The sequence below is a fragment of the Microbacterium sp. SORGH_AS_0454 genome, assembly GCF_031453395.1.
GTDB lineage: Bacteria > Actinomycetota > Actinomycetes > Actinomycetales > Microbacteriaceae > Microbacterium.
Genome location: NZ_JAVIYS010000001.1, coordinates 2,103,986 through 2,122,570 on the forward strand (window position 1 = coordinate 2,103,986; position 18,585 = coordinate 2,122,570).

The 18,585-nt window shown below is 69.2% G+C and carries 17 protein-coding genes; 9 read left to right on the forward strand and 8 right to left on the reverse strand.

All coding sequences use genetic code 11. The features are described 5' to 3' along the window. Window positions 1-51: 51 nt before the first annotated feature. Genes QE454_RS09990 through QE454_RS10000 form a run of 3 tightly spaced genes read right to left on the reverse strand, consistent with a single transcriptional unit; the run spans window position 52 to window position 3,759 of the window. A complete protein-coding gene (locus tag QE454_RS09990; RefSeq protein WP_210073781.1) occupies window positions 52-1,701 on the reverse strand; it encodes a DNA repair helicase XPB in 1,650 nt (549 codons plus the stop codon). Between the two features lie 47 nt (window positions 1,702-1,748). Continuing rightward, a complete protein-coding gene (locus QE454_RS09995) occupies window positions 1,749-3,476 on the reverse strand; it encodes a helicase-associated domain-containing protein (protein ID WP_307455701.1) in 1,728 nt (575 codons plus the stop codon). Between the two features lie 4 nt (window positions 3,477-3,480). Continuing rightward, window positions 3,481-3,759, reverse strand: coding sequence for a multidrug ABC transporter ATPase (locus QE454_RS10000; protein ID WP_210073785.1), 279 nt, complete (start codon window positions 3,757-3,759; stop codon window positions 3,481-3,483). Window positions 3,760-3,866: 107 nt separating this feature from the next. Between QE454_RS10000 and QE454_RS10005 the strand changes: the two genes are divergently transcribed. Then, a complete protein-coding gene (locus QE454_RS10005) occupies window positions 3,867-4,250 on the forward strand; it encodes a cold-shock protein (protein ID WP_210073787.1) in 384 nt (127 codons plus the stop codon). Further along, entirely contained in the window at window positions 4,234-4,806 is a 573-nt protein-coding gene (locus QE454_RS10010) for a DUF3027 domain-containing protein (protein WP_307455699.1), read from the forward strand. The genes QE454_RS10005 and QE454_RS10010 overlap by 17 nt, the downstream gene beginning before the upstream one ends. Before the next feature lie 58 nt (window positions 4,807-4,864). On the opposite strand, the gene serC is transcribed toward QE454_RS10010, so the two are convergent. Further along, window positions 4,865-5,986, reverse strand: a complete 1,122-nt coding sequence (serC, locus tag QE454_RS10015; protein WP_210073791.1) for a phosphoserine transaminase — start codon at window positions 5,984-5,986, stop codon at window positions 4,865-4,867. A 99-nt stretch (window positions 5,987-6,085) separates the two neighbouring features. Between serC and QE454_RS10020 the strand changes: the two genes are divergently transcribed. The 4 genes from QE454_RS10020 (at window position 6,086) to QE454_RS10035 (ending at window position 10,121) form a co-directional block, all read left to right on the forward strand. Further along, complete coding sequence (locus QE454_RS10020) at window positions 6,086-6,784, forward strand: metal-dependent transcriptional regulator (RefSeq protein ID WP_210073793.1); 699 nt, start codon at window positions 6,086-6,088, stop codon at window positions 6,782-6,784. A gap of 320 nt (window positions 6,785-7,104) precedes the next feature. Next, entirely contained in the window at window positions 7,105-7,944 is an 840-nt protein-coding gene (locus QE454_RS10025; RefSeq protein WP_307312723.1) for a M23 family metallopeptidase, read from the forward strand. Window positions 7,945-8,282: 338 nt separating this feature from the next. Beyond that, window positions 8,283-8,780, forward strand: coding sequence for an HNH endonuclease (locus QE454_RS10030; protein ID WP_115919011.1), 498 nt, complete (start codon window positions 8,283-8,285; stop codon window positions 8,778-8,780). 180 nt (window positions 8,781-8,960) lie between these two features. Beyond that, window positions 8,961-10,121 carry a SpoIIE family protein phosphatase gene (locus QE454_RS10035; protein WP_210073795.1) on the forward strand — a complete coding sequence of 387 codons (1,161 nt, stop codon included), beginning with the start codon at window positions 8,961-8,963 and terminating at the stop codon, window positions 10,119-10,121. Window positions 10,122-10,139: 18 nt separating this feature from the next. On the opposite strand, the gene opgC is transcribed toward QE454_RS10035, so the two are convergent. From opgC to QE454_RS10055, 4 genes are read right to left on the reverse strand one after another with little or no spacing between them, the layout of a single operon-like run. Then, the gene (opgC, locus tag QE454_RS10040) at window positions 10,140-12,683 is read right to left on the reverse strand and encodes an OpgC domain-containing protein (RefSeq protein ID WP_307455697.1); all 2,544 of its coding nucleotides are present in this window, start codon (window positions 12,681-12,683) and stop codon (window positions 10,140-10,142) included. Continuing rightward, a complete protein-coding gene (locus QE454_RS10045; protein ID WP_210111979.1) occupies window positions 12,680-13,096 on the reverse strand; it encodes an ATP-binding protein in 417 nt (138 codons plus the stop codon). The genes opgC and QE454_RS10045 overlap by 4 nt, the downstream gene beginning before the upstream one ends. Next, window positions 13,089-13,424, reverse strand: a complete 336-nt coding sequence (locus tag QE454_RS10050) for an STAS domain-containing protein (protein ID WP_210073799.1) — start codon at window positions 13,422-13,424, stop codon at window positions 13,089-13,091. The genes QE454_RS10045 and QE454_RS10050 overlap by 8 nt, the downstream gene beginning before the upstream one ends. Window position 13,425: 1 nt before the next feature. After that, the gene (locus tag QE454_RS10055) at window positions 13,426-15,342 is read right to left on the reverse strand and encodes a glycosyltransferase family 2 protein (RefSeq protein ID WP_307317812.1); all 1,917 of its coding nucleotides are present in this window, start codon (window positions 15,340-15,342) and stop codon (window positions 13,426-13,428) included. Window positions 15,343-15,567: 225 nt separating this feature from the next. On the opposite strand from QE454_RS10055, the gene QE454_RS10060 reads away from it, so the two are divergent. From QE454_RS10060 to QE454_RS10070, 3 genes are all read left to right on the forward strand, one after another. After that, the gene (locus QE454_RS10060; RefSeq protein WP_307455694.1) at window positions 15,568-16,125 is read left to right on the forward strand and encodes a cysteine hydrolase family protein; all 558 of its coding nucleotides are present in this window, start codon (window positions 15,568-15,570) and stop codon (window positions 16,123-16,125) included. Window positions 16,126-16,280: 155 nt separating this feature from the next. Continuing rightward, window positions 16,281-17,009 (forward strand): hypothetical protein, encoded by a 729-nt coding sequence (locus tag QE454_RS10065; RefSeq protein WP_307455692.1) that lies wholly within the window; start codon window positions 16,281-16,283, stop codon window positions 17,007-17,009. Further along, window positions 17,009-18,553 (forward strand): DNA polymerase Y family protein, encoded by a 1,545-nt coding sequence (locus QE454_RS10070; protein WP_307455689.1) that lies wholly within the window; start codon window positions 17,009-17,011, stop codon window positions 18,551-18,553. The genes QE454_RS10065 and QE454_RS10070 overlap by 1 nt, the downstream gene beginning before the upstream one ends. Window positions 18,554-18,585 lie beyond the last annotated feature (32 nt).

Sequence of the window (18,585 nt, forward strand, 5' to 3'; positions counted from 1 at the left end):
TGACCCAGCAATGTGCTGGATATGGAACGGAAGGCCGCGTGCTGGTATGCGTCAGGCGGCCTGGGCGTCGATTCCGTCGGCATCCAGGATCGTGTAGGCGTACCCCTGCTCAGCCAGGAAGCGCTGGCGATTCTGCGCGAAATCCTGGTCGACGGTGTCGCGCGCGATGAGCGTGTAGAAGCTCGCGGTGTGGTTCGACTGCTTCGGTCGGAGAAGTCGACCGAGGCGCTGAGCCTCTTCTTGGCGCGATCCGAACGACCCCGACACCTGGATGGCGACCGAGGCCTCGGGCAGGTCGACCGAGAAATTCGCGACCTTGGAGACGACCAGTAGCGGAATGCTCCCGTCGCGGAAGCCCTGGAAGAGCTCCTCGCGCTCGGGGATCGGCGTGGCGCCCGTGATCTGCGGGGCGTTCAACGCCTCGGCGAGCTCGTCGATCTGATCGAGATACTGACCGATGATCAGAACCCTCTCACCCGGATGCCGTTCGACCAGACGTCGGGCGACCTCGATCTTCGCGGGGGCGGTGGCGGCGAGACGGTAGCGATCCTCGTCGGCGGCTGCGGCGTACTCGAGCCGCTCGTCGGCGGGAAGGTCGATACGCACCTCGTAGCAGGCCGCGGGTGAGATGAAGCCCTGTGCCTCGATCTCCTTCCACGGCGCGTCGAAGCGCTTCGGGCCGATCAGGCTGAAGACGTCTCCTTCGCGGCCGTCCTCGCGCACGAGAGTTGCGGTGAGGCCCAGGCGGCGGCGCGCCTGCAGGTCGGCGGTGAGCTTGAACACCGGAGCGGGAAGCAGGTGGACCTCGTCGTAGAGCACGAGGCCCCAGTCGAGGGCGTCGAGCAGGGCGAGGTGGGCGTACTGGCCTTTCCGCTTCGCGGTGAGGATCTGGTAGGTGGCGATGGTGACCGGCTTGATCTCTTTGACCTGCCCGGAGTACTCGCCGATCTCTTCGGGGGTGAGGCTCGTGCGGCGCAGCAGCTCGTCGCGCCACTGTCGTGCGCTGACGGTGTTCGTGACGAGGATGAGCGTGGTCGTGCGGGTGTCGGCCATGGCGCCCGCACCCACGAGCGTCTTACCCGCTCCACACGGGAGGACGACGACCCCGGAACCGCCCTCGGAGAAGGATTCGACCGCCTGACGCTGGTAAGGGCGGAGGCTCCAGCCGTCCTCGGCCAGGTCGATCGGGTGCGGGGTCCCGGGCGTGTAGCCGGCGAGGTCTTCGGCAGGCCAGCCGATCTTCAGCAGTTCCTGTTTGATGTGCCCGCGCGCCCACGCGTCGATGAGGAAGCTGTCGGGGCTCGGGCGGCCGATCAGGAGCGGGGAGATGCGCTTGTTGCGTGACACCTCGCTGAGCACCGCGGCATCGGTCGAGCGCAGCACGAGCTCGCCCTCGTCGTTGCGCTCGATGACGAGGCGCCCGTACCGGTTGACGGACTCGCGGATGTCGGTGCTGACCGAGGCCGGCACCGGGAAGCGGGACCACCGATCGAGGGTGTCGAGCATGGCCTCGGCGTCGTGGCCGGCTGCACGCGCGTTCCACAGGCCCAGGCGGGTGATGCGGTAGGTGTGGATGTGCTCGGGTGCACGCTCGAGCTCGGCGAAGACGGCGAGCTCATGCCGCGCCGTCTCTGCCTGCGGGTGCGCGACTTCGAGGAGCACGGTGCGGTCGCTCTGCACGATAAGGGGGCCGTCAGCCATAGCGTTCGAGTCTACCGGTGTCGAAGAGGGCAGGGCGTTCGCGGCCGTCACTCGACGGGCGTGACGCCGTCGATGTGCGACAGGGGGAGGGTGCGCTCGACATCGGCTCCGCGGTCGCGACCGCGCAGGCGTCCGCCGCCGAGTCCGGTGGCCTCCAAGCGGAAGACGCGGGCAGAGCCGTCGGGCAGGCGCACCGTCACGTCGATGATCGATCGCGCGCGAACCGCCTGATCGAGTTCGCGCTCGAGCCACGCGGCGTCCGAGTCTCCCGCGCCCGTGCGCAGACGCTCGATGAGGTCGGCGTAGGTGTCGGCGGGCGCCGTTGACGTCGCCCCGGGGGAAGCCAGTTTGGCGCGCTCGAGAGCGCGCGGGCGCCCCTCGGCGTCAACCGCCACCGCGGGGTAGTGCGCGTCGGTGAGGGCCCAGAAGACGACGTCGGCCGAGACGTGCGAGACCAGTTCGTCGTCGGTTCGGGTGAGAGCGATCGAGCGCAGCGACTGGTCGACTTCCATCGAGCGCAGAAGCGTCTCGTCGTCTGTCATGACTCGAGTGAGGTGCGACTGCGCGTCGGCGGTGACGCGCACGCGGCCGTGTTCGGCGGCGGTGCGCTCGATGACGTACGCGAGCGGCTGGGGGAGGCCCGTGAGCGAGATACCGGTCAGGAAGGCGCGAAGGCTGTCCGCCGTCTCGCCCGCGGTGATCGCGGCGCCGATGCTCGCCGCGCTGAAGCGATAGCTCGAGGCTTGAGCCCGCGACTCGCGCGCGGCCATCGAGCGCAGCCGCACGTCGAGGTGCGGAGCGAGAGGACCGGGGGCGATCGCCGTCAGGTCGTTCTGCAGGTACACGCGATCGACCTCGGGCGGCAGCAGCTCGCGCAGGGCCGAGGTGTCGACGTCGCCGCCTTCGGCCAGCGGGAGCGCCCAGGGGGTCGCGTGGCCGTCGGCGTCGAGGAGCCCCCAGCGGACCAGGCGCTTGATCCAGAGGTCTGCGCGGTCGGGGCCTTCGGGGTCGAAAGGTGTCGCGGAGCGCCAGTGCTCGCTGGGGATCCACCCGCCGTCGGTGGAGCGGTACGCCGACGGAAGGGCGTCACGCAGGGCTTCTGCGGTGCGCTGCCATCGTTCGAGAGTCGGCAGGCGCAGCCACTCGCGCCCGGCGGGAGAAACGAGCCAGGCACGCTCGTTCGTTCCGAGAAGGCCCACCTCGGCCGCGAGCCCGACGAGCAGGTCCGCTTCGGCTGCGGTGGTCACGGCCCCGGCGTCGACGAGGCGTCGTCTCTCGGTCGCGCCCAGTGACCCCGATCCGATGCGTCCGAGCGGGGCGTCGAGGGTCTGCATGAGGATGTCGGCGAGGGATGCCGCGTTGGTGAACACCGCTTCGGAGGCGGCCCCGGTGCTCTCGGGCGTCGCATGGGTGCGGCGCGGGGGCGCGGCATCCGGGATCCCCGAGGGCAGGATCTCGCGCGCGGCGTCGATCACCGTGGGGAAGGGAAGCCCGTCGTCTCCGATGAGGGCACGGGATCTCAGACGCTCGCCGATCTCACCGGTCGTCGGTCGTCCCTCGGCGGCGTCGAGCAGGGCGACGGCTTCGTCACGACTCAGCGCGGGAAGCCCGCGCGCGACCGAGACCGGGTCGAGCAGCGCTTCAGCCGCGTCGAACATGTCGCGCCACGTGCTCGACGGCGAGATGTGGCGTTCGGCGAAGAGTCGGGCGAGGTCGGTGTCGCTGCGCGCGCTCAACGAGACCGCAAGTGCGCGTTGTGCGGAGGTCTCGGGCACGTCGTCAGGCCTTGTTGGCCTTGGCCCTTCGGATGAAGCTCATGATGAGCACGGCGAGGAGGCACGCGAATGCCACCGGGGGAGCGACGTAGACGAGGAGGCCGATGACGGGCCAGACGCCGGAACCCATGTCGGCTCCGGAACTGGAGCCGATGATGATGGCGAAGAAGCACACGATCGACAGCGCGAGAAGGCCCAGCGACATGAACGCGAGAATGCGGTCGATGCGGCGGACGGGAACGTCGTCGCCCGGTGTGCTGCCACCGGAGGTGCGGGTGCTCATCGGGCTCAGCCTACCGCCTGGCGGCGGTGCCGTAGGCTGGAAGGCCGGGATCCGTTCGGGTCCCGCGTTCCGCCGCGCTTTCCGCGCACTCATCCAGCGAGGTGTCCATGCCCACCGGCAAGGTCAGGTTCTACGACGACGAGAAGGGCTTCGGCTTCATCGTCACCGATGACGGCCAGGACGTGTTCCTGCACGCAACCGCCCTGCCCGCCGGAGCCCCCGGGCCGAAGGCCGGGACGCGCCTCGAATTCGGGGTCGCCGATGGAAAGCGCGGTCTGCAGGCGCTGTCGGTGCGCGTTCTCGATGCTCCCGTGAGCCTGTCGAAGCGCTCGCGCAAGCCCGCCGACGACATGGCGATCATCGTCGAAGACCTCGTCAAGCTGCTCGACGGTATCGGAGGGGACCTGCGACGCGGTCGCTACCCCAACGCTCCGCACGCGCAGAAGATCGCCGCGGTCCTGCGCAAGGTCGCCGATGACTTCGAAGCCTGAGCAGCCCGTCGATGAGCGCCTGACCGGCGCCCACGACCTCGCGCTCGCCGCCCTGCACGAGATCACCCCGGCCGACACCGTCGGCCCCGCAGCCGGATACACCGCGGAGGAAGGGGGAGCGGTCTCGCTGCGCTTCCACACCCGGCTCGCGGGCTACCCGGGCTGGTTCTGGACGGTCACCGTGGCCGTCGTGGACGGCTCCGAGCCGACCGTGCTCGAGGTGGAACTGCTGCCCGGCGACGGTGCTCTGCTGGCCCCCGACTGGGTGCCGTGGGCGACTCGTCTGGCGGAGTACCAGGCGGCCCAGGTCGCTGCGGTCGTCGAGGACGACGACACCGACGAAGACGAGCCCGACGATGACGAGCCGGACGACGACGATGAGGACGACGAAGACGACGACGAGCCGAAGGCGCGCTTCCACGCGGGAGACCTCGACGGCGTCGACATCGACGAGTTCGACGGCGCGGACGACGATGTCGACTCGGACGAAGATGTCGACCCGGACGACGAAGACTCCGATGACGACGACTACGACGAGGGCGATCGCAGCTACTGACCGCCGCTCATGACGAAGGCCGTCCCGCTGGTGCGGGACGGCCTTCGTTCTTGTCAGCTCAAGCCTGCGGCAGGCGCTCGATCGTGTAGTCGATCGCGCCGATGAGGCGGCGCACATCCTCGGGCTCGATCGAGACGAAGGTCGCGATGCGCAGCTGGTTGCGACCGAGCTTCCGGTACGGCTCGGTGTCGACGATGCCGTTCGCGCGCAGGCTCTTGGCGATCGCCGCGGCGTCGATGCTGTCGTCGAAGTCGATCGTGACGACCACGGGGGAGCGGTCGGCGGGATCCGTCACGAAGGGAGTCGCCACCGCGCTCGCATCGGCCCACTCGTAGAGAGCGCCGGACGATTCGGCGGTTCGGGCGCCGGCCCACGAGAGGCCGCCGTTGTCGAGGATCCATCCGAGCTGGTCGTCGAGGAGCAGGAGCGTCGCGAGAGCAGGGGTGTTGAGCGTCTGCTCGAGACGCGAGTTGTCGAGCGCGTTCTTCAGGCTGAGGAACTCGGGGATGTAGCGGCCGGATGCCGCGATCCGCTCGATCCGCTCGATAGCGGCGGGCGAGACAGCGGCGTACCAGAGCCCTCCGTCGGAGCCGAGGTTCTTCTGGGGCGCGAAGTAGTAGACGTCCGCCTGTGCCACATCGAAGTCGATGCCTCCCGCGGCGCTGGTCGCGTCGATGACGGTGAGGGCTCCGGCATCCGCCTCCACGCGCCGGATCGGGGCGGCCACCCCGGTCGAGGTCTCGTTGTGCGGCCAGGCGTAGACGTCGACGCCGGCGACGGCCTCGGCCGCCGAGCGCGTACCGGGCTCGACCTTGCGCACGTCGGGTGCCTGCAGCCACGGGGCGGCGGCCGCCGAGGCGAACTTGCCGCCGAACTCGCCGAAGACGAGGTTCTGGCTGCGGTTCTCGATGAGCCCGAACGCGGCGGCATCCCAGAAGGCCGTCGACCCGCCGTTGCCGAGGATGATCTCGTACCCCTCGGGCAGACGGAACAGCTGCGACAGGCGCTCGCGCGTGCTGGCGACGAGGTTCTTCACCGGTGCCTGGCGGTGCGAGGTTCCGAGGATCGACGCACCGCGGGTGACGAGGGCCTCGAGCTGCGCACCGCGCACCTTCGAGGGGCCGCACCCGAAGCGACCGTCGGCGGGCAGGAGATCGGCGGGCAGTTCCACGTGCGACATGGCACCGATTCTAGGGTCACCCTCGGACGCCGCCCGCGCTCATGTCGGAGGGGGTCGGTAGGCTGGGAGGACTTGCCGCGCGAGATCGAGGACACCCGAATGACCGACCTGATCGACACCACCGAGATGTATCTGCGTACGATCCTCGAACTCGAAGAGGAAAAGATCGTGCCGCTGCGCGCGCGCATCTCCGAGCGCCTGGGGCACTCGGGACCCACCGTCTCTCAGACGGTCGGTCGCATGGAGCGCGACGGTCTCGTGGTCGTGTCGGAAGACCGCCGCCTCGAGCTGACGGACTCCGGCCGTCAGAAGGCCGTCGACGTCATGCGCAAGCACCGACTTGCCGAGCGTCTGCTCAGCGACGTCATCGGTCTCGACTGGGCGTACGTGCACGATGAGGCCTGCCGTTGGGAGCACGTGATGAGCGAGCAGGTGGAGCGTCGGCTCGTCGAGCTCCTCGGCCACCCCACCGAGTCGCCGTACGGCAACCCGATCCCGGGTCTCGACCAGCTGGGCGACGCAGCGAGCGCCACCTTCGACGACGGAGTGATCGGTCTGGTCCGCAAGCTGACGGATGCGGGCGCCCCCATCACGGGCACGGTTCGCCGACTCGCCGAGCCCGCTCAGGTCGATCCCGAACTGCTACAGCAGCTCAAGGCCGCCGGTGTCCTGCCGGGCGCCCGCGGTGACTACCGCTTCAACGAGGGATACGTCCTCATCCAGATGGACGGCGTCGACGAGGGGCTCGAACTGCCCGTCGAGGTGGCTTCGCACATCTTCCTGGTCGCCGAGGACTGAGCTCGGCCGCTTTCCGCAAGGTCGGGCCGAGCATCGCCTGGGAGCGGTTACCGGAGCGTGACTTGTTCGTTATCTTCGGGTAGCCTCAGAAAGTCCACAGGTGAGAAGCCCGCCGTCGGACCCCTCGCGGTTTGCCTCATCGGCTCGTCGTCCGCGCAGGGCCCAGCCCGCACATCGTGCCCCGTATTCGAGTGCTGACGAGCCAGCGTCCCCGAAGACGCAGAGGCGCCGGAGGAACTTTGGCTGAACACAACGAGCCCGCAGCGGACCTACCCGAAGGCACCGCGACGGAACCCACCCGCAAGAGCACTCGTGCCGCGGTGACCCGACCGACGAGCCGCGCTCTGCAGACCGCGCCCCTCACGACTGCTCCGGTTGTTCGCCCCACCCCCGCTCGAGGCGCATCGTCGCCTCGCCGTGTCGGCAAACCGCTGCGCAGCGCGGTGATCCTCTCGATGGTCGCCGGCCTCGTCGCGACCGTCGCGATCCCCGCCTACGCCGCGACCATGCCGGCCGCCGAGACCATGACGTTGCAAGAGATGTCGGCCGCCGACAACCAGTCGCTGGTCGTGGCGTCCGACGCCGCCGCTGAGACCCTCGACCGCAGCAGCTACTCGGCCACCACGGCTGACGAGATCCAGAAGAAGAAGGATCAAGAGGCAGCTGCCGCCGCCGCCGCCGAGCGCGCCCGTCAGCTCGCCGCCAACGCTTCGAAGGCGTCGACCTCGGTGAGCTCCATCGACCTCAACATGACCGCACCCGGATCGGGCGAGGTGCGCTGGCCCCTCACGAGCTACACCCTCGGTCGTGGTCTGTGGGATTCCGGCTATCACCAGGGTGTCGACCTGCTCGCTCCCGGCGGTCAGCCCATCTTCGCCGCCGCCGGTGGAGTCGTCAGCGTCTCGCAGGAGAGCTACGGCGGATACGGTGTCGCGATCGTGATCGAGCACGTGATCAACGGCCAGAAGGTATCGACCACGTACGGCCACATGACCTACGGCAGCCGTCAGGTGCAGGCCGGCCAGACCGTCGCCCCCGGTCAGCTCATCGGTCTGGTCGGATCGACGGGCAGCTCGACCGCCAATCACCTCCACTTCGAGGTGCACATCAACGGCTCGGTCGTCGATCCTTACGCCTGGCTGCAGCAGAACGCCGGCTGATTCTTCTGACGGGGCGGCGTGGCGGAGGACATCGTTCTCCGACACGCCGCTTTCCGTTTGCCCCCTCGGCCGACCCCGGGCGTGTCGTGGTGGGTTAGCCTGTCACCGACGTCGGAAGAACCGAAGGGACCAGCCGATGAACACCAGCCCGCGCATCCGCACCATGGATGCGCTCGGGCTGCTCGTTCTTCGGCATCGTGTGATCGGATGCCGCGGCCCCGCCGCGACTTCTCAGGCGCTGTCTGTCTAGGCAGCGCCTTTTTCATACCCTTTCGCGCCTGCCGTCGTCGCGAGTCGAACATCCGAGAAGCCGTCTCGGCCATTCGAGAGGACGAGAAATGCGCACACTGGTGCTGAACGCGGGCTACGAGCCCCTCGCTGTCGTGTCTTTCAAGCGAGCCCTCGTGCTCGTCATGAACGACAAGGCCACCGTCATCGAGAGCGTGGACGAGGACCCGGTCTGGGCCGCCCACGGAACCTACGACCGTCCGGCGGTGATCATCCTGACGCGCTACGTGCGCGTGCCGGGCGCCCGCCAGGTACCGGTCACCCGCCGCGGTGTTCTGCGCCGTGACGCGCACCGCTGCGGATACTGCGGCAAAGCGGCGTCGACGATCGATCACGTGCTTCCCCGCTCGCGCGGCGGTAAGGACACGTGGGAGAACCTCGTAGCGTGCTGCCTGCTGTGCAACAACGTGAAGGGCGATCGCACACCTCAGGAGATGCGCTGGGAGCTCCGGCTGGTGCCGGCGCCCCCTCGAGGCTCGTCGTGGACCGTGCGCGGCGTGGACAAGAGCGACCCGCGTTGGGAACCATATCTGGCGCTGGCGGCCTGAAAACGACAAACTCGGGACCTCCTCCCGCGGGCGTCGATAGGCTGAAACGGTCGGCGCGATCGGTTCCGCGGTGGCGTGGGGACGGCCTCGACTCGAGCCGTTCACACGGTGCCCATGCGCCGATCCGTCGCGGTCTCGTCGTCCCCGACGGGATCCACGCGACGCGAAGGGCAGTCCTCGATGGCCACCGATTCTCACCGCACCGTCTCCGCTGTCGAGCGCATCGGCTTGATGGATTCGCCCCCCGAAGAGCGCTTCGATCGCATCACCCGGCTCGCGCGAGAAATGTTCGACGTGGACTACGCGCTCGTCAACATCGTCGGCGAAGACGAGGTGTACACGAAGTCGCAGCCGCCCGAGACCCACTTCGGTCGCACTCCCCGCGAGGCGGTGTTCTGCGGTGAGACGGTCAAGCAGGACGGCATCCTCGAAGTCGACGACGCGACCCTCGACGAGCGTTTCCGTGACATCGCCTCGGTGACCGAGTACGGGATGCGGTTCTACGCGGGCTTCCCGTTGCGCACCGACGACGGTGAGCCGGTCGGTACCCTCTGCCTCATCGACCCCGATCCGCATGCCCTCGACGAGGATCAGCGTCGGTCGTTGGAGCATCTCGGTCGATGGGCGCAAGCCGAGATCCGACAGAGCGATCCGGGTCCGGTCGAGGGTGCCGTGGCGACCGGCCGAACGCCGCGAGCGGACGACTTCACCGCGGACGGTGTGCGATTGGCATCCCTCGCCATTCCGCACGGGGTCGTCAGCGGCGATCGGAGCGGGTGGCAGGAAGTGGGCGGACGCGTGGTCGTGACGCTCGCCGACGTCATGGGCAAAGGCGAGGCGGCGGGTGCGGTGGCGGAAGCGCTGTTGCACGCACTGCAGGCGCGTCGAGACATGTCTCCCGTGGCGGCGATGCTCTCGGTCGAGGACGAGGCCCGCTCGAGCGGCCTCTACCTCGACACCTTCGCGACGGTGTTCCACGCGGTCATCGACGCCGCCGCCGGCACGGTCGACTACATCGACGCCGGTCATGGTCTGACCCTGGTGCTCCGCGCCGACGGGTCGTCGGAGCGTCTGACGTCGCGGAACCTCCCCCTGGGGCTGCGCCCCGCTGACGTCGAGTGGGAGGCCGGGCGCGCGAGCGTCAGCCGAGGAGACCTGCTCGTGAGCGTGTCGGACGGCGCCCTGGACGCGTACGACTCGACCCTCGAGAGCCTGCGTCTCATCGGCGACGACCTGCGCGCGGCCGCCGACCCGCACGGATTCTTCGACGGCTTGACTCTGCGGGTGTCGACGCACCAGGTCGACGACGACGTCACCGCGGTCGTGCTGTCGGTGAGCTGACGGCCTCCGCGCAATCCGTCACCCCGGCGAACCGATCACGGTCGTCGGGGTGACGGCATCCTGGGTCTGCTCCAACGTCAGCGGGATGACGGAGAAGAGGAATCGCTTTCGGACCATGAAGAGGATGAGTCCGATCACGACGCTGTGGATGAGCGTTCCCTGCCATATGCTGCCGCGGTCGAGGCCGGGGATGTTCGCGACGGCGAGCACGAAGAACACGTGCACGATGAACACGTAGAGGCTCGCCTGGCCGAGGGGGATCCACAGCCAGCCCATGCTCTTGTACAGCGGCTTCCACGCCACCGTGAGCACCGCGTACGAGCACACGATCACGAGGGGCAGATCGAGCAGGCGTCCCCATTCGAGGAAGATGCGCTGGTACCCCGAATCGTAGAGCGAACCGTAGAGGTCGGCGGGGAACGGGACGGGCGTGAAGCCGTAGGTCTGACCGGCCCAGAGGTACACGAGGAAACCCGCGTAGCCGACGACGAACACACCGACGCCGATCTTGCCCGGGATCGAGGTGAGGGCGCGGATGATCTGTCGCCGGTAGTAACCGATCACCAGACCGTGCGTGAACAGCACCTGCCAGAGGGCCAGGGGGAAGACCGCATCGAACTGCGAGGGGAGGCTCAGCGCACCGGGCGCCACATAGTGCACCGCGTAGACGCCCCAGCTCAGGGCGAGGACGAGCCACCACATCTTGCGTCGGATCAACCACATGAGGGCGGGATAGGCCAGGCTCAGCACCACGAACAGGCCCATGATGTTGAACGGCCACGGGCCCATCTCGAGCAGGAGGAACTGCCGAACCGCGTACCAGGGCGGTGGGTAGTCGAGCAGGCGTTCCGCGTTGGGGTAGAGGTCGTAGACGCGGCCGCTGTCTCCGGTGCCCCCTTCGCCCGTACCCCGGTCGGTGAAGGTGGTGATTGCGGTGGTGTCGACGAAGGGGACGAAACCGACGGCGAAGATCAGCAGGATCACGGCCAGGGCGACGAGATACTGCTTGCGTGCGCGAGCCCATGCGGCGAGGGCGGCGGCCCACTCACCCCCGCGCGCGATGGCGGCCGGGAAGACCATCCCCAGGACGATGCCGCTGAGCAGGACGAAGAGCTCGGCGCCGGTGATCGCGCCGATCGCCTTGAGCGATGCATAGGCGAAGGGGCTGGTGACCTCGATGTGCGTGACCACCACGACCACGATGATGAAGCCGCGCACCATGTCGATGCGCAGATCCCGGCTCGCGGAGGAGTCGTCGTACCGCCACTTCGGCACGGCACGCCCGACGATGCCGGATGCCAGGAAGGCCACGGCCAGCACCGCGGCGCTGCCGGCGATCCAGTTCATCTCGTCGGTGGGCTCGGCGCCGCCCTGGCGGACCTGGACCGTCGCGGCGGAGGCCTGTTCGGGGGTGACGACGGTCGTCACCGGACCCCAGCGGATGAGCCCTGCGGCATCGAGGTCCGCCCGAAGCGATCCGGCGAGCTCACCGTTCGCCGTCGCCCGCCAATCGACGACCTGACCACCCGCCTCCGCCTCCTCGCGGACGACCTCGAGCCAGGTGACCCCCGTGAGGAGAGGGTGGTCGGGGAGTTCGGCCAGGATCTGCCGCCACCACCCCTGCTTGACCGCGAGCTCGGTGTCACCCTCGCGGCCGAAGTCGTAGAGCGCACCGGTGTCGAGGAGCATGGGCTTGTCCTCGGCGACGGGGAAGCGGTCGTAGAACGATGTGCGCTGGCCGGTGGCGTAGCCCCAGCTCTCGTCGAAGCGCGCGGCGACCTCGCCCTCGTCGGGGGCGCTGTTCGTTTCGAGCGGGACGTCACGTCCGGCGGCGGCCGCCGACTCGCCCTTGCCGAAGTAATACATCGTCAGTCCTACGCGATCGACCGCGTCGGGGTCGGGGAAGTACGGGCCGTACGGGTCGTCGGCTTCGGAGAAGAGCCCGTCTCCGTCGGTGTCGAGGGTGAGGCGGTCGCTCTTCGTCAGGGTGTCGAGTCGCCCGTCCGCGCGTTCGAAGGGGTAGCCGGCGGCGTACGAGGGGCTCCACACGGTCTCGGCCCGCGACGATCCCGCGTGCACCACCTCGGCCACTCGTTCGAAGGCGCGGACGTAGGCGGTCGGCTGCTGTCCCCATGACACCCACGACCCGTTCATCTCGGGGGCGAAGCGCACGAACTGCACCGCATCGTACTGCGAACGGTAGTTCTCCAGACGGGAGTTGAGGTCGGCCGCGTCGGCGTCGGTGAGCCGGTCGAGGGGTACCGAGGGCTCAAGGGTCAGGACGAGGGCGGCACCCTGACCGGCGACCTGTGTCGCCGCGCGCTCCCACTCAGAGATCGCCCGACCGTCGAGGGGATACGACAGGCGAACGGTATACATCGCGGGCTGTTCGCCGAGGCGACCGCGGTACCCGTCCGGGCCGTCGTCACCCCAGTTGAGCTCGGCCCCGAACCATACGCCGTCGTCGGTGGGGACTGCGGCGGCGGCCGGAGCCGCCACGGTCAGAAGGAGCGCGGCGGTGAGCCCCAGAGCCGCCGCGACCCGCTGTCCGATCCGTCTCACGTTCTTCTCGACTCCAGGGTCCACACGTTCCGGTCGCCATCACGGTCGAGAGCCACGTCGTCGACGCTCGCACGGGCGAGAGCGAGGCCCCGGCCGCTGACCTCCTCCTCGCCGGCCATACGCACGGCGTCCAGATCGAGGAGGGGAGGATCGCCGTCGTCGCGGAACGTGGCCCGGATCACCCTGGAATCCGCGAACAGTTCCAGGGTGAACCGGCGCTCATCGGCATCCCCCCGCGAATGTTCGACGACGTTGCCGGCGATCTCGATGACGGCGGTCTCGAAACCGAGACGAGTCGCGGCGGGGACCTCGCCTACCTCGGACCACCACGCGGCGAGCAGCTCGAACACCGCCTCTAGGCTCGCCGGCGCGACCGCGGCGTCGAGCGAGCGGTGGGCGGTCGAATCAGCCACGGAGGGCCTCGTCGACGCTGGGGCGCGGACGCAGCACGCGATCGAGATTGGTCAGACCCAGAACCATCGTGACCTGCTCGGACGGCGCGGCCAGACGCAGGTCGCCGCCCGACTGTCGCGCGACCTTCAGGCACGATACGAGGGCGCCGAGCCCCGACGAATCGACGAACTCGGTCTGCGAGAGGTCGACCACGACGATCCCACCCGCCCCGCGGTCGATCTCGGCGGTCACGGTCTCACGGAACGTCTTCGCCGAGACCATGGTGAGTCGGCCTCGGGGGATGACGACGGTACCCCCGTCTCGGGTGTCGATGTCGACCTGGAGCATGTCAATAACCCTTCGGTTGGTGATCGGAGGCGGAGTACAGCACCGCGCGCACGATGATGCTGAAGACAGCGAGGTCGTAGAGGACCCACGCGATGTTGATCAGGGGAGCGATGCCCTCGGCCTGACCGGCGGCATAGCGGATCGCCACGACACCGAGGGAGGCGATCATGGCGCCCATCACCCACAGCTGCGGCTTCACCAGATCCCACCGCGGGCGGTTCTCGAGCGAGCGCGTCTTCGGGGTCACCGAGAAGCCGAGCGAGCGACCGCGGTAGACGTTGTCGAACGCGCTGGTCACCGCACGGATCCAGACCGGGAAGAGCGCCAATGAGTACTGCGCGCCGCGCCAGGTGGGGCGTCCGTTCGCGACGACGAGGAAGAGCACCTGGTTGATGACGAAGAACGGGATGAAGCGGGCGAAGAAGTCCACGCTCCACGCCTGGACGGGCATGACCCCGAACGACAGGTACAGCACGGGGGCGGCGACGTAGACGATCGCCGCGAACCCGGACAGGTAGCTCCACATGGTGCCGAAGTACATCAAGCGCTGACCCCAGCTGAGGCCCTTCTGCACCAGCGGATTCTCGCGGAACATGACCTGCATGGTGCCCTGGGCCCAACGCAGGCGCTGGGTGAGCATGGTGGGCAGGTCCTCGGGGGCGAGTCCCTTCGCGAGGACCTCGTCGTGGTAGACCGACGTCCACCCGAGGCCGTGCAGGCGCATCGAGGTGGCCATGTCCTCGGTGACCGAGATGGTGGCCAGGGGCATGATCGCCTGGGCCTCCTCTTCGCGTCCGACGTCGAAGGACTCCACGAGCATGCTCACCGACTCCACCGCGGCCAGCGGCGACAGGCTGCGCTCGCCGAGGGCGTCGAGGGCGAGGTCGTCGACGGCGGCCAGAGCGGCGGGGTCGCCGGTGACCTCGGCCAGCTCGGCGAGTTCGGCGCGCACGCTCGCGATGTCCTGGTCGGCGAGCTCTCGGCGCACCTCGACGATGCGGCGCTGGAACGCGAACGTCAGATCCGCCAGAGCGTCCCCGCGGGCGATCCCCGACTTCAGATCGTCGAGGGCTCGCCCGACCGCGTCGAGGGATGCCGTGATGCGGGGATCGGAGACGTGCTCGCGGCGAGCACGGGCGAGAACCCGACGGGAGGAGCGGATGCCACGGTTCACCGCGAGGGTGACCTCGCCGACGTAGCGCGAGACGCCCAGTTGCATCATGGCCTCGCGGCGGAGGATCGCGTTCGACCCGCAGAAGAAGGCGGCGTTCCAGCCGTCCTTGGATTGCTGGATGGGGCCGTAGAACAACGGGGCCTGGCTCCCCAGCGGGTCGCTCACGGGCACGTTCACGAACCACTGGGGCGTCTGGACCAGCGCGACGGTGTCGTCTTCGAACCACCCGAGGGTGCGGTCGAGGATATCGGGGGACGGCACCTGATCGGCATCCAGGATCAGAAGGAACTCGCCCTCGGTCACCATGAGGGCGTTGTTGAGGTTGCCGGCCTTCGCGTGGCGCGGGCGGTCCCGCCACGCCTCTGAGCGGGTGACCACCCCGATGCCCTCGGCCTCGGCGAGAGCGCGCAGCTCGGGGCGATCGCCGTCGTCGAGGATCCACGTCTCGTGCGGGTAGCGGATCGCTTTCGCCGCGCGGGCGGTGTGCATCACGAGGTCGAGGGGCTCGTTGTAGGTGGTCACGAGCACGTCGACCGTGACGTCGTGCCGGAGCGGGGGAGCGTCGTGGCGCTCGCGGAGTCGCCACGCCCCCAGGCCGAACAGCAGGGAGTCGATGAGGCTGTAGGTCTCGGCGAGGACGAGGGGGACGGCGATCCACCAGGACTCCCAGTTCACCGAGGCGAGCCAGCGCCACGTGATGTAGTTGAGTCCCGTGGCGGCCGACAGGATCACGATGATTCGCACGAGAGCGAGACGTCGCGCCTTCGACAGCTCTCGACGCCGAACCTCTCGTCGCAGGTCGTCGCGATGAATGGTGGTTTCGACGATCACGTTTGTGAACCTTTCCGTCTACTTTTCATCCTGTTTGAGAAGAAGTTCACCCGCACAGTCCTTGACGCGCGAGCGACCGAAACGACAAGGTTCGTCTCCTCGGTCCGAGAAGCACCGCTCGGGTGGTGAGATGGATGCATGGCCCGCGCTCTCCTCGTCATCGACATGCAGCAGGGGTTCGACGACCTCGCCTTCTGGGGGCCGACCGCGAACCCCGACTGCGAACGCAACGTCGCCTCGCTGATCGACGCCTGGCGCCGGGCGGAGGAACCGATCGTCGTCGTGCGGCACGATTCGGCCTCTCCCGGTTCCCCCCTTCACCCCGATGCCGAGGGCAACGCCCTCGTGGAGGTGGTCGCCGACGCCCCGGCGGACCTCGTCGTGTCGAAGAGCGTCAACTCGGCGTTCTACGGAGACCCCGACCTGCACGCTTGGCTGGGCGAGCGCGGCATCCGGGAACTGGTGATCTGCGGCATCCAGACGAACATGTGCGTCGAGACGACCGCGCGCATGGCGGGAAACCTCGGCTACGACGTGACCGTGGTGCTGGATGCCACGCGCACCTTCGACCTGAGCGGAGAGATCGCGGGGCTCGGAACGGTGACCCGTACGGCTGTCGAGCTCATGGCGAACACCGCCGTCGTGCTGCAGCAGGGAGGGTTCGCGCGGATCGCCGCGACGGCCGATCTGGTCTGAGGCGACGCCCGTGCGGGGTCGTCATCGGTGGGATGCCGGGGGTCGGCGTGCCCGTTCGGCCGCCAGGCCGGGGCTTTCTGTGCAATGTCGGAGGTCGATCGTATCTTCGACCCACAGGGATTGAGGTCATCGAACAGATGTTCTAACCTGTGGGAATGAGGGCGATCGTGAGAGACCAGGTACAGGCCGTACCCGATATCCATGCGCTGCGCGATCGCCTCGAGCGCATGCAGGGGCGTCGCATGGACGCCCCCGTTCTGCCGACGCACCCTGCGTTCTCGCCGTTGCTGCCCGGTGGGGGTCTGCGATCGGGGTCGGCGTACGCGCTGGCCCGATCGGCCTCTCTTCTGCTGGCGCTCATGGCCCGTCCCTCCCAAGAGGGGGCCTGGTGCGGGGTGATCGGCATGCCCGAGCTCGGCGCCGAGGCCGCTGAGAAGTACGGTCTCGATCTCGACCGTCTCGTCTTCATCCCCGATCCAGGCCCCCGGTGGTTGGCCGTGACGGCGACGATTACCGAGGTGCTCCCCGTGGTGGCCGTGCGCCCTCCCTCGGGGTCGACGGCCGCGCGCGGGGGCGCAGAGACCACGCGATTGGCCGCGCGTCTGCGCGATCGTGGGTCGGTGCTGCTCGTGCAGGGAGCCTGGCCCCAGGCCGAAGCCGTGATCGACGTCGCCGACCCCCGGTGGTCGGGGCTCGGCACGGGGCACGGGTACCTCGCCGGTCGAGAGCTGACCGTATCGGTGACCAGCCGGCGCTCGCCGAACGCCCGGCGCGCCCGCATGCTGCTGCCCGCGGCCGACGGGTCGATCGAGCTGCTGGGTGCTCCGGCGGAACGTCTGATCCCGCGCGAGCGCGATGCGTTTCCTGTGCGGGCGGTGGGGTGATGCAGGCCCCGACGCGCAGCCTCGTGCTGTGGTTCCCCGACTGGCCCATCACGGCGTTCGTGAGCGAGGCCGTCAGTCCTCCTCGACCGGATGCCGCGGTGGCGGTGTTCGCCCACAACATCGTCGTCGCGTGTTCGTGGGCGGCGCGGGCGCAGGGTGTACGCCGCGGGCAGAAACGGCGTGACGCGCAGGCGCTGTGCCCCGGGCTGCAGGTGGTGCCGGCCGACCCGGTGCGGGATGCGCGGGCGTTCGCCCCGGTGGTCGCCCGGATCGAGGAGCGCGCTCCCGGGGTTCAGATCGTGCGGCCGGGGCTCTGCGCTCTTCGAGCGCGGGGACCTGCGCGGTACTACGGCGGTGAGCTCCAGGCCGCTCGCATGCTGATCCGTCAGCTCGACGACGACGGGCTCGCCGGAGTGCGCGCGAGTGTCGCCGACGGGGTGTTCACCGCCGAGCAAGCGGCCCGGACGGCGGCTGTCGAAGATCCCGTCCGTATCGTGGAGCCCGGTGGGGCCGGAGCCTTCCTCGCGCCCCTCTCGATCGCGACCCTCGAAGACGACGAGTTCGGCAGCCTGCTGTCGCGGTTGGGCGTGCATACCCTCGGTGAGCTGGCGGGGCTGCAGGTCGAGCGGGTGCGGGAGCGGTTCGGCGAGAGGGGCGTGCGCCTGCATGCGCTCGCCGGAGGGCTCGACTCGCAACCGGTCGAGCCGCGGACGCCCCCACCCGAGCTGCACCGCGACGTCGCGTTCGAACCTCCGCTCGAGCTCGCCGACCAGATCGCATTCGGCATGCGCGTGGCCGCCGAGGAGTTCATCGCCCAGCTCGGTGCGCACGACCTCGTCTGCACGGAGCTGCGGGTCGTGCTCTCGGGGGAGCGGGGCGAGCGCAGTGAGCGCGTATGGCTGCACCCCGGCTCGTTCGACGCCGCCGGGGTGGTCGACCGCGTGCGTTGGCAGCTCGCCGAAGATGCCCAGGGCATCTTCGGCAGCGGTGTCGCGGGCGTGCACATCGAGCCCGAGGCCGTCGACGCCGCAGCGCACCACGCCAAGGGGCTGTTCGGGGCCGGACCCGACGCGCGTGTGCACCACGCGCTCTCGCGCGTGCAGGCCATGCTCGGACACCGCGCAGTCGTGACCCCGACGATCGGCGGCGGGCGCTGGCTCGCCGAGCGCCAGGTGCTCGTGCCGTGGGGTGATCGTGCGGTCACCGACAAGGTGCGGACGCGGCCGTGGCCCGGTAGCCTCCCCGACCCCCTGCCCGCCACCGTCTATCCCGAACCGCGTCTGGTGGGAGTCACCGACATCGCGGGGGCTCCGGTCACGGTGGGCGAGCGCGACGTCTTGAGCGCTCCGCCCGCCGTTCTCGAGACCGCGGGGCAGCGACGCCGCATCCGCGAGTGGGCGGGCCCCTGGCCAATCAGCGAGCGGGGGTGGGACGCCTTGCGCGCGCGCAAGGCGCACCGGTTCCAGGTGGTGGACGCCGATGGGGGTGCATGGCTCCTGGTGGTCGAAGAGGGCGAGTGGCGAGCGGAGGGGCGGTATGACTGAGAACCGACCCGACTCCGTCCTCGGGGTGAGGG

What these genes read in the sequence shown, in the direction of transcription:
- QE454_RS10010 (WP_307455699.1), top strand. Translation starts at nt 4,234, where the DNA reads ATGACTTCGAAGCCTGAGCAGCCCGTCGATGAGCGCCTGACCGGCGCC.
- QE454_RS09990 (WP_210073781.1), bottom strand. Translation starts at nt 1,701, where the DNA reads ATGGCTGACGGCCCCCTTATCGTGCAGAGCGACCGCACCGTGCTCCTC.
- serC (WP_210073791.1), bottom strand. Translation starts at nt 5,986, where the DNA reads ATGTCGCACGTGGAACTGCCCGCCGATCTCCTGCCCGCCGACGGTCGC.
- QE454_RS10050 (WP_210073799.1), bottom strand. Translation starts at nt 13,424, where the DNA reads ATGCTCCAGGTCGACATCGACACCCGAGACGGGGGTACCGTCGTCATC.
- QE454_RS10000 (WP_210073785.1), bottom strand. Translation starts at nt 3,759, where the DNA reads ATGAGCACCCGCACCTCCGGTGGCAGCACACCGGGCGACGACGTTCCC.
- QE454_RS10070 (WP_307455689.1), top strand. Translation starts at nt 17,009, where the DNA reads ATGCAGGCCCCGACGCGCAGCCTCGTGCTGTGGTTCCCCGACTGGCCC.
- QE454_RS10060 (WP_307455694.1), top strand. Translation starts at nt 15,568, where the DNA reads ATGGCCCGCGCTCTCCTCGTCATCGACATGCAGCAGGGGTTCGACGAC.
- QE454_RS10035 (WP_210073795.1), top strand. Translation starts at nt 8,961, where the DNA reads ATGGCCACCGATTCTCACCGCACCGTCTCCGCTGTCGAGCGCATCGGC.
- QE454_RS10030 (WP_115919011.1), top strand. Translation starts at nt 8,283, where the DNA reads ATGCGCACACTGGTGCTGAACGCGGGCTACGAGCCCCTCGCTGTCGTG.
- QE454_RS10005 (WP_210073787.1), top strand. Translation starts at nt 3,867, where the DNA reads ATGCCCACCGGCAAGGTCAGGTTCTACGACGACGAGAAGGGCTTCGGC.
- QE454_RS10020 (WP_210073793.1), top strand. Translation starts at nt 6,086, where the DNA reads ATGACCGACCTGATCGACACCACCGAGATGTATCTGCGTACGATCCTC.
- QE454_RS10065 (WP_307455692.1), top strand. Translation starts at nt 16,281, where the DNA reads ATGAGGGCGATCGTGAGAGACCAGGTACAGGCCGTACCCGATATCCAT.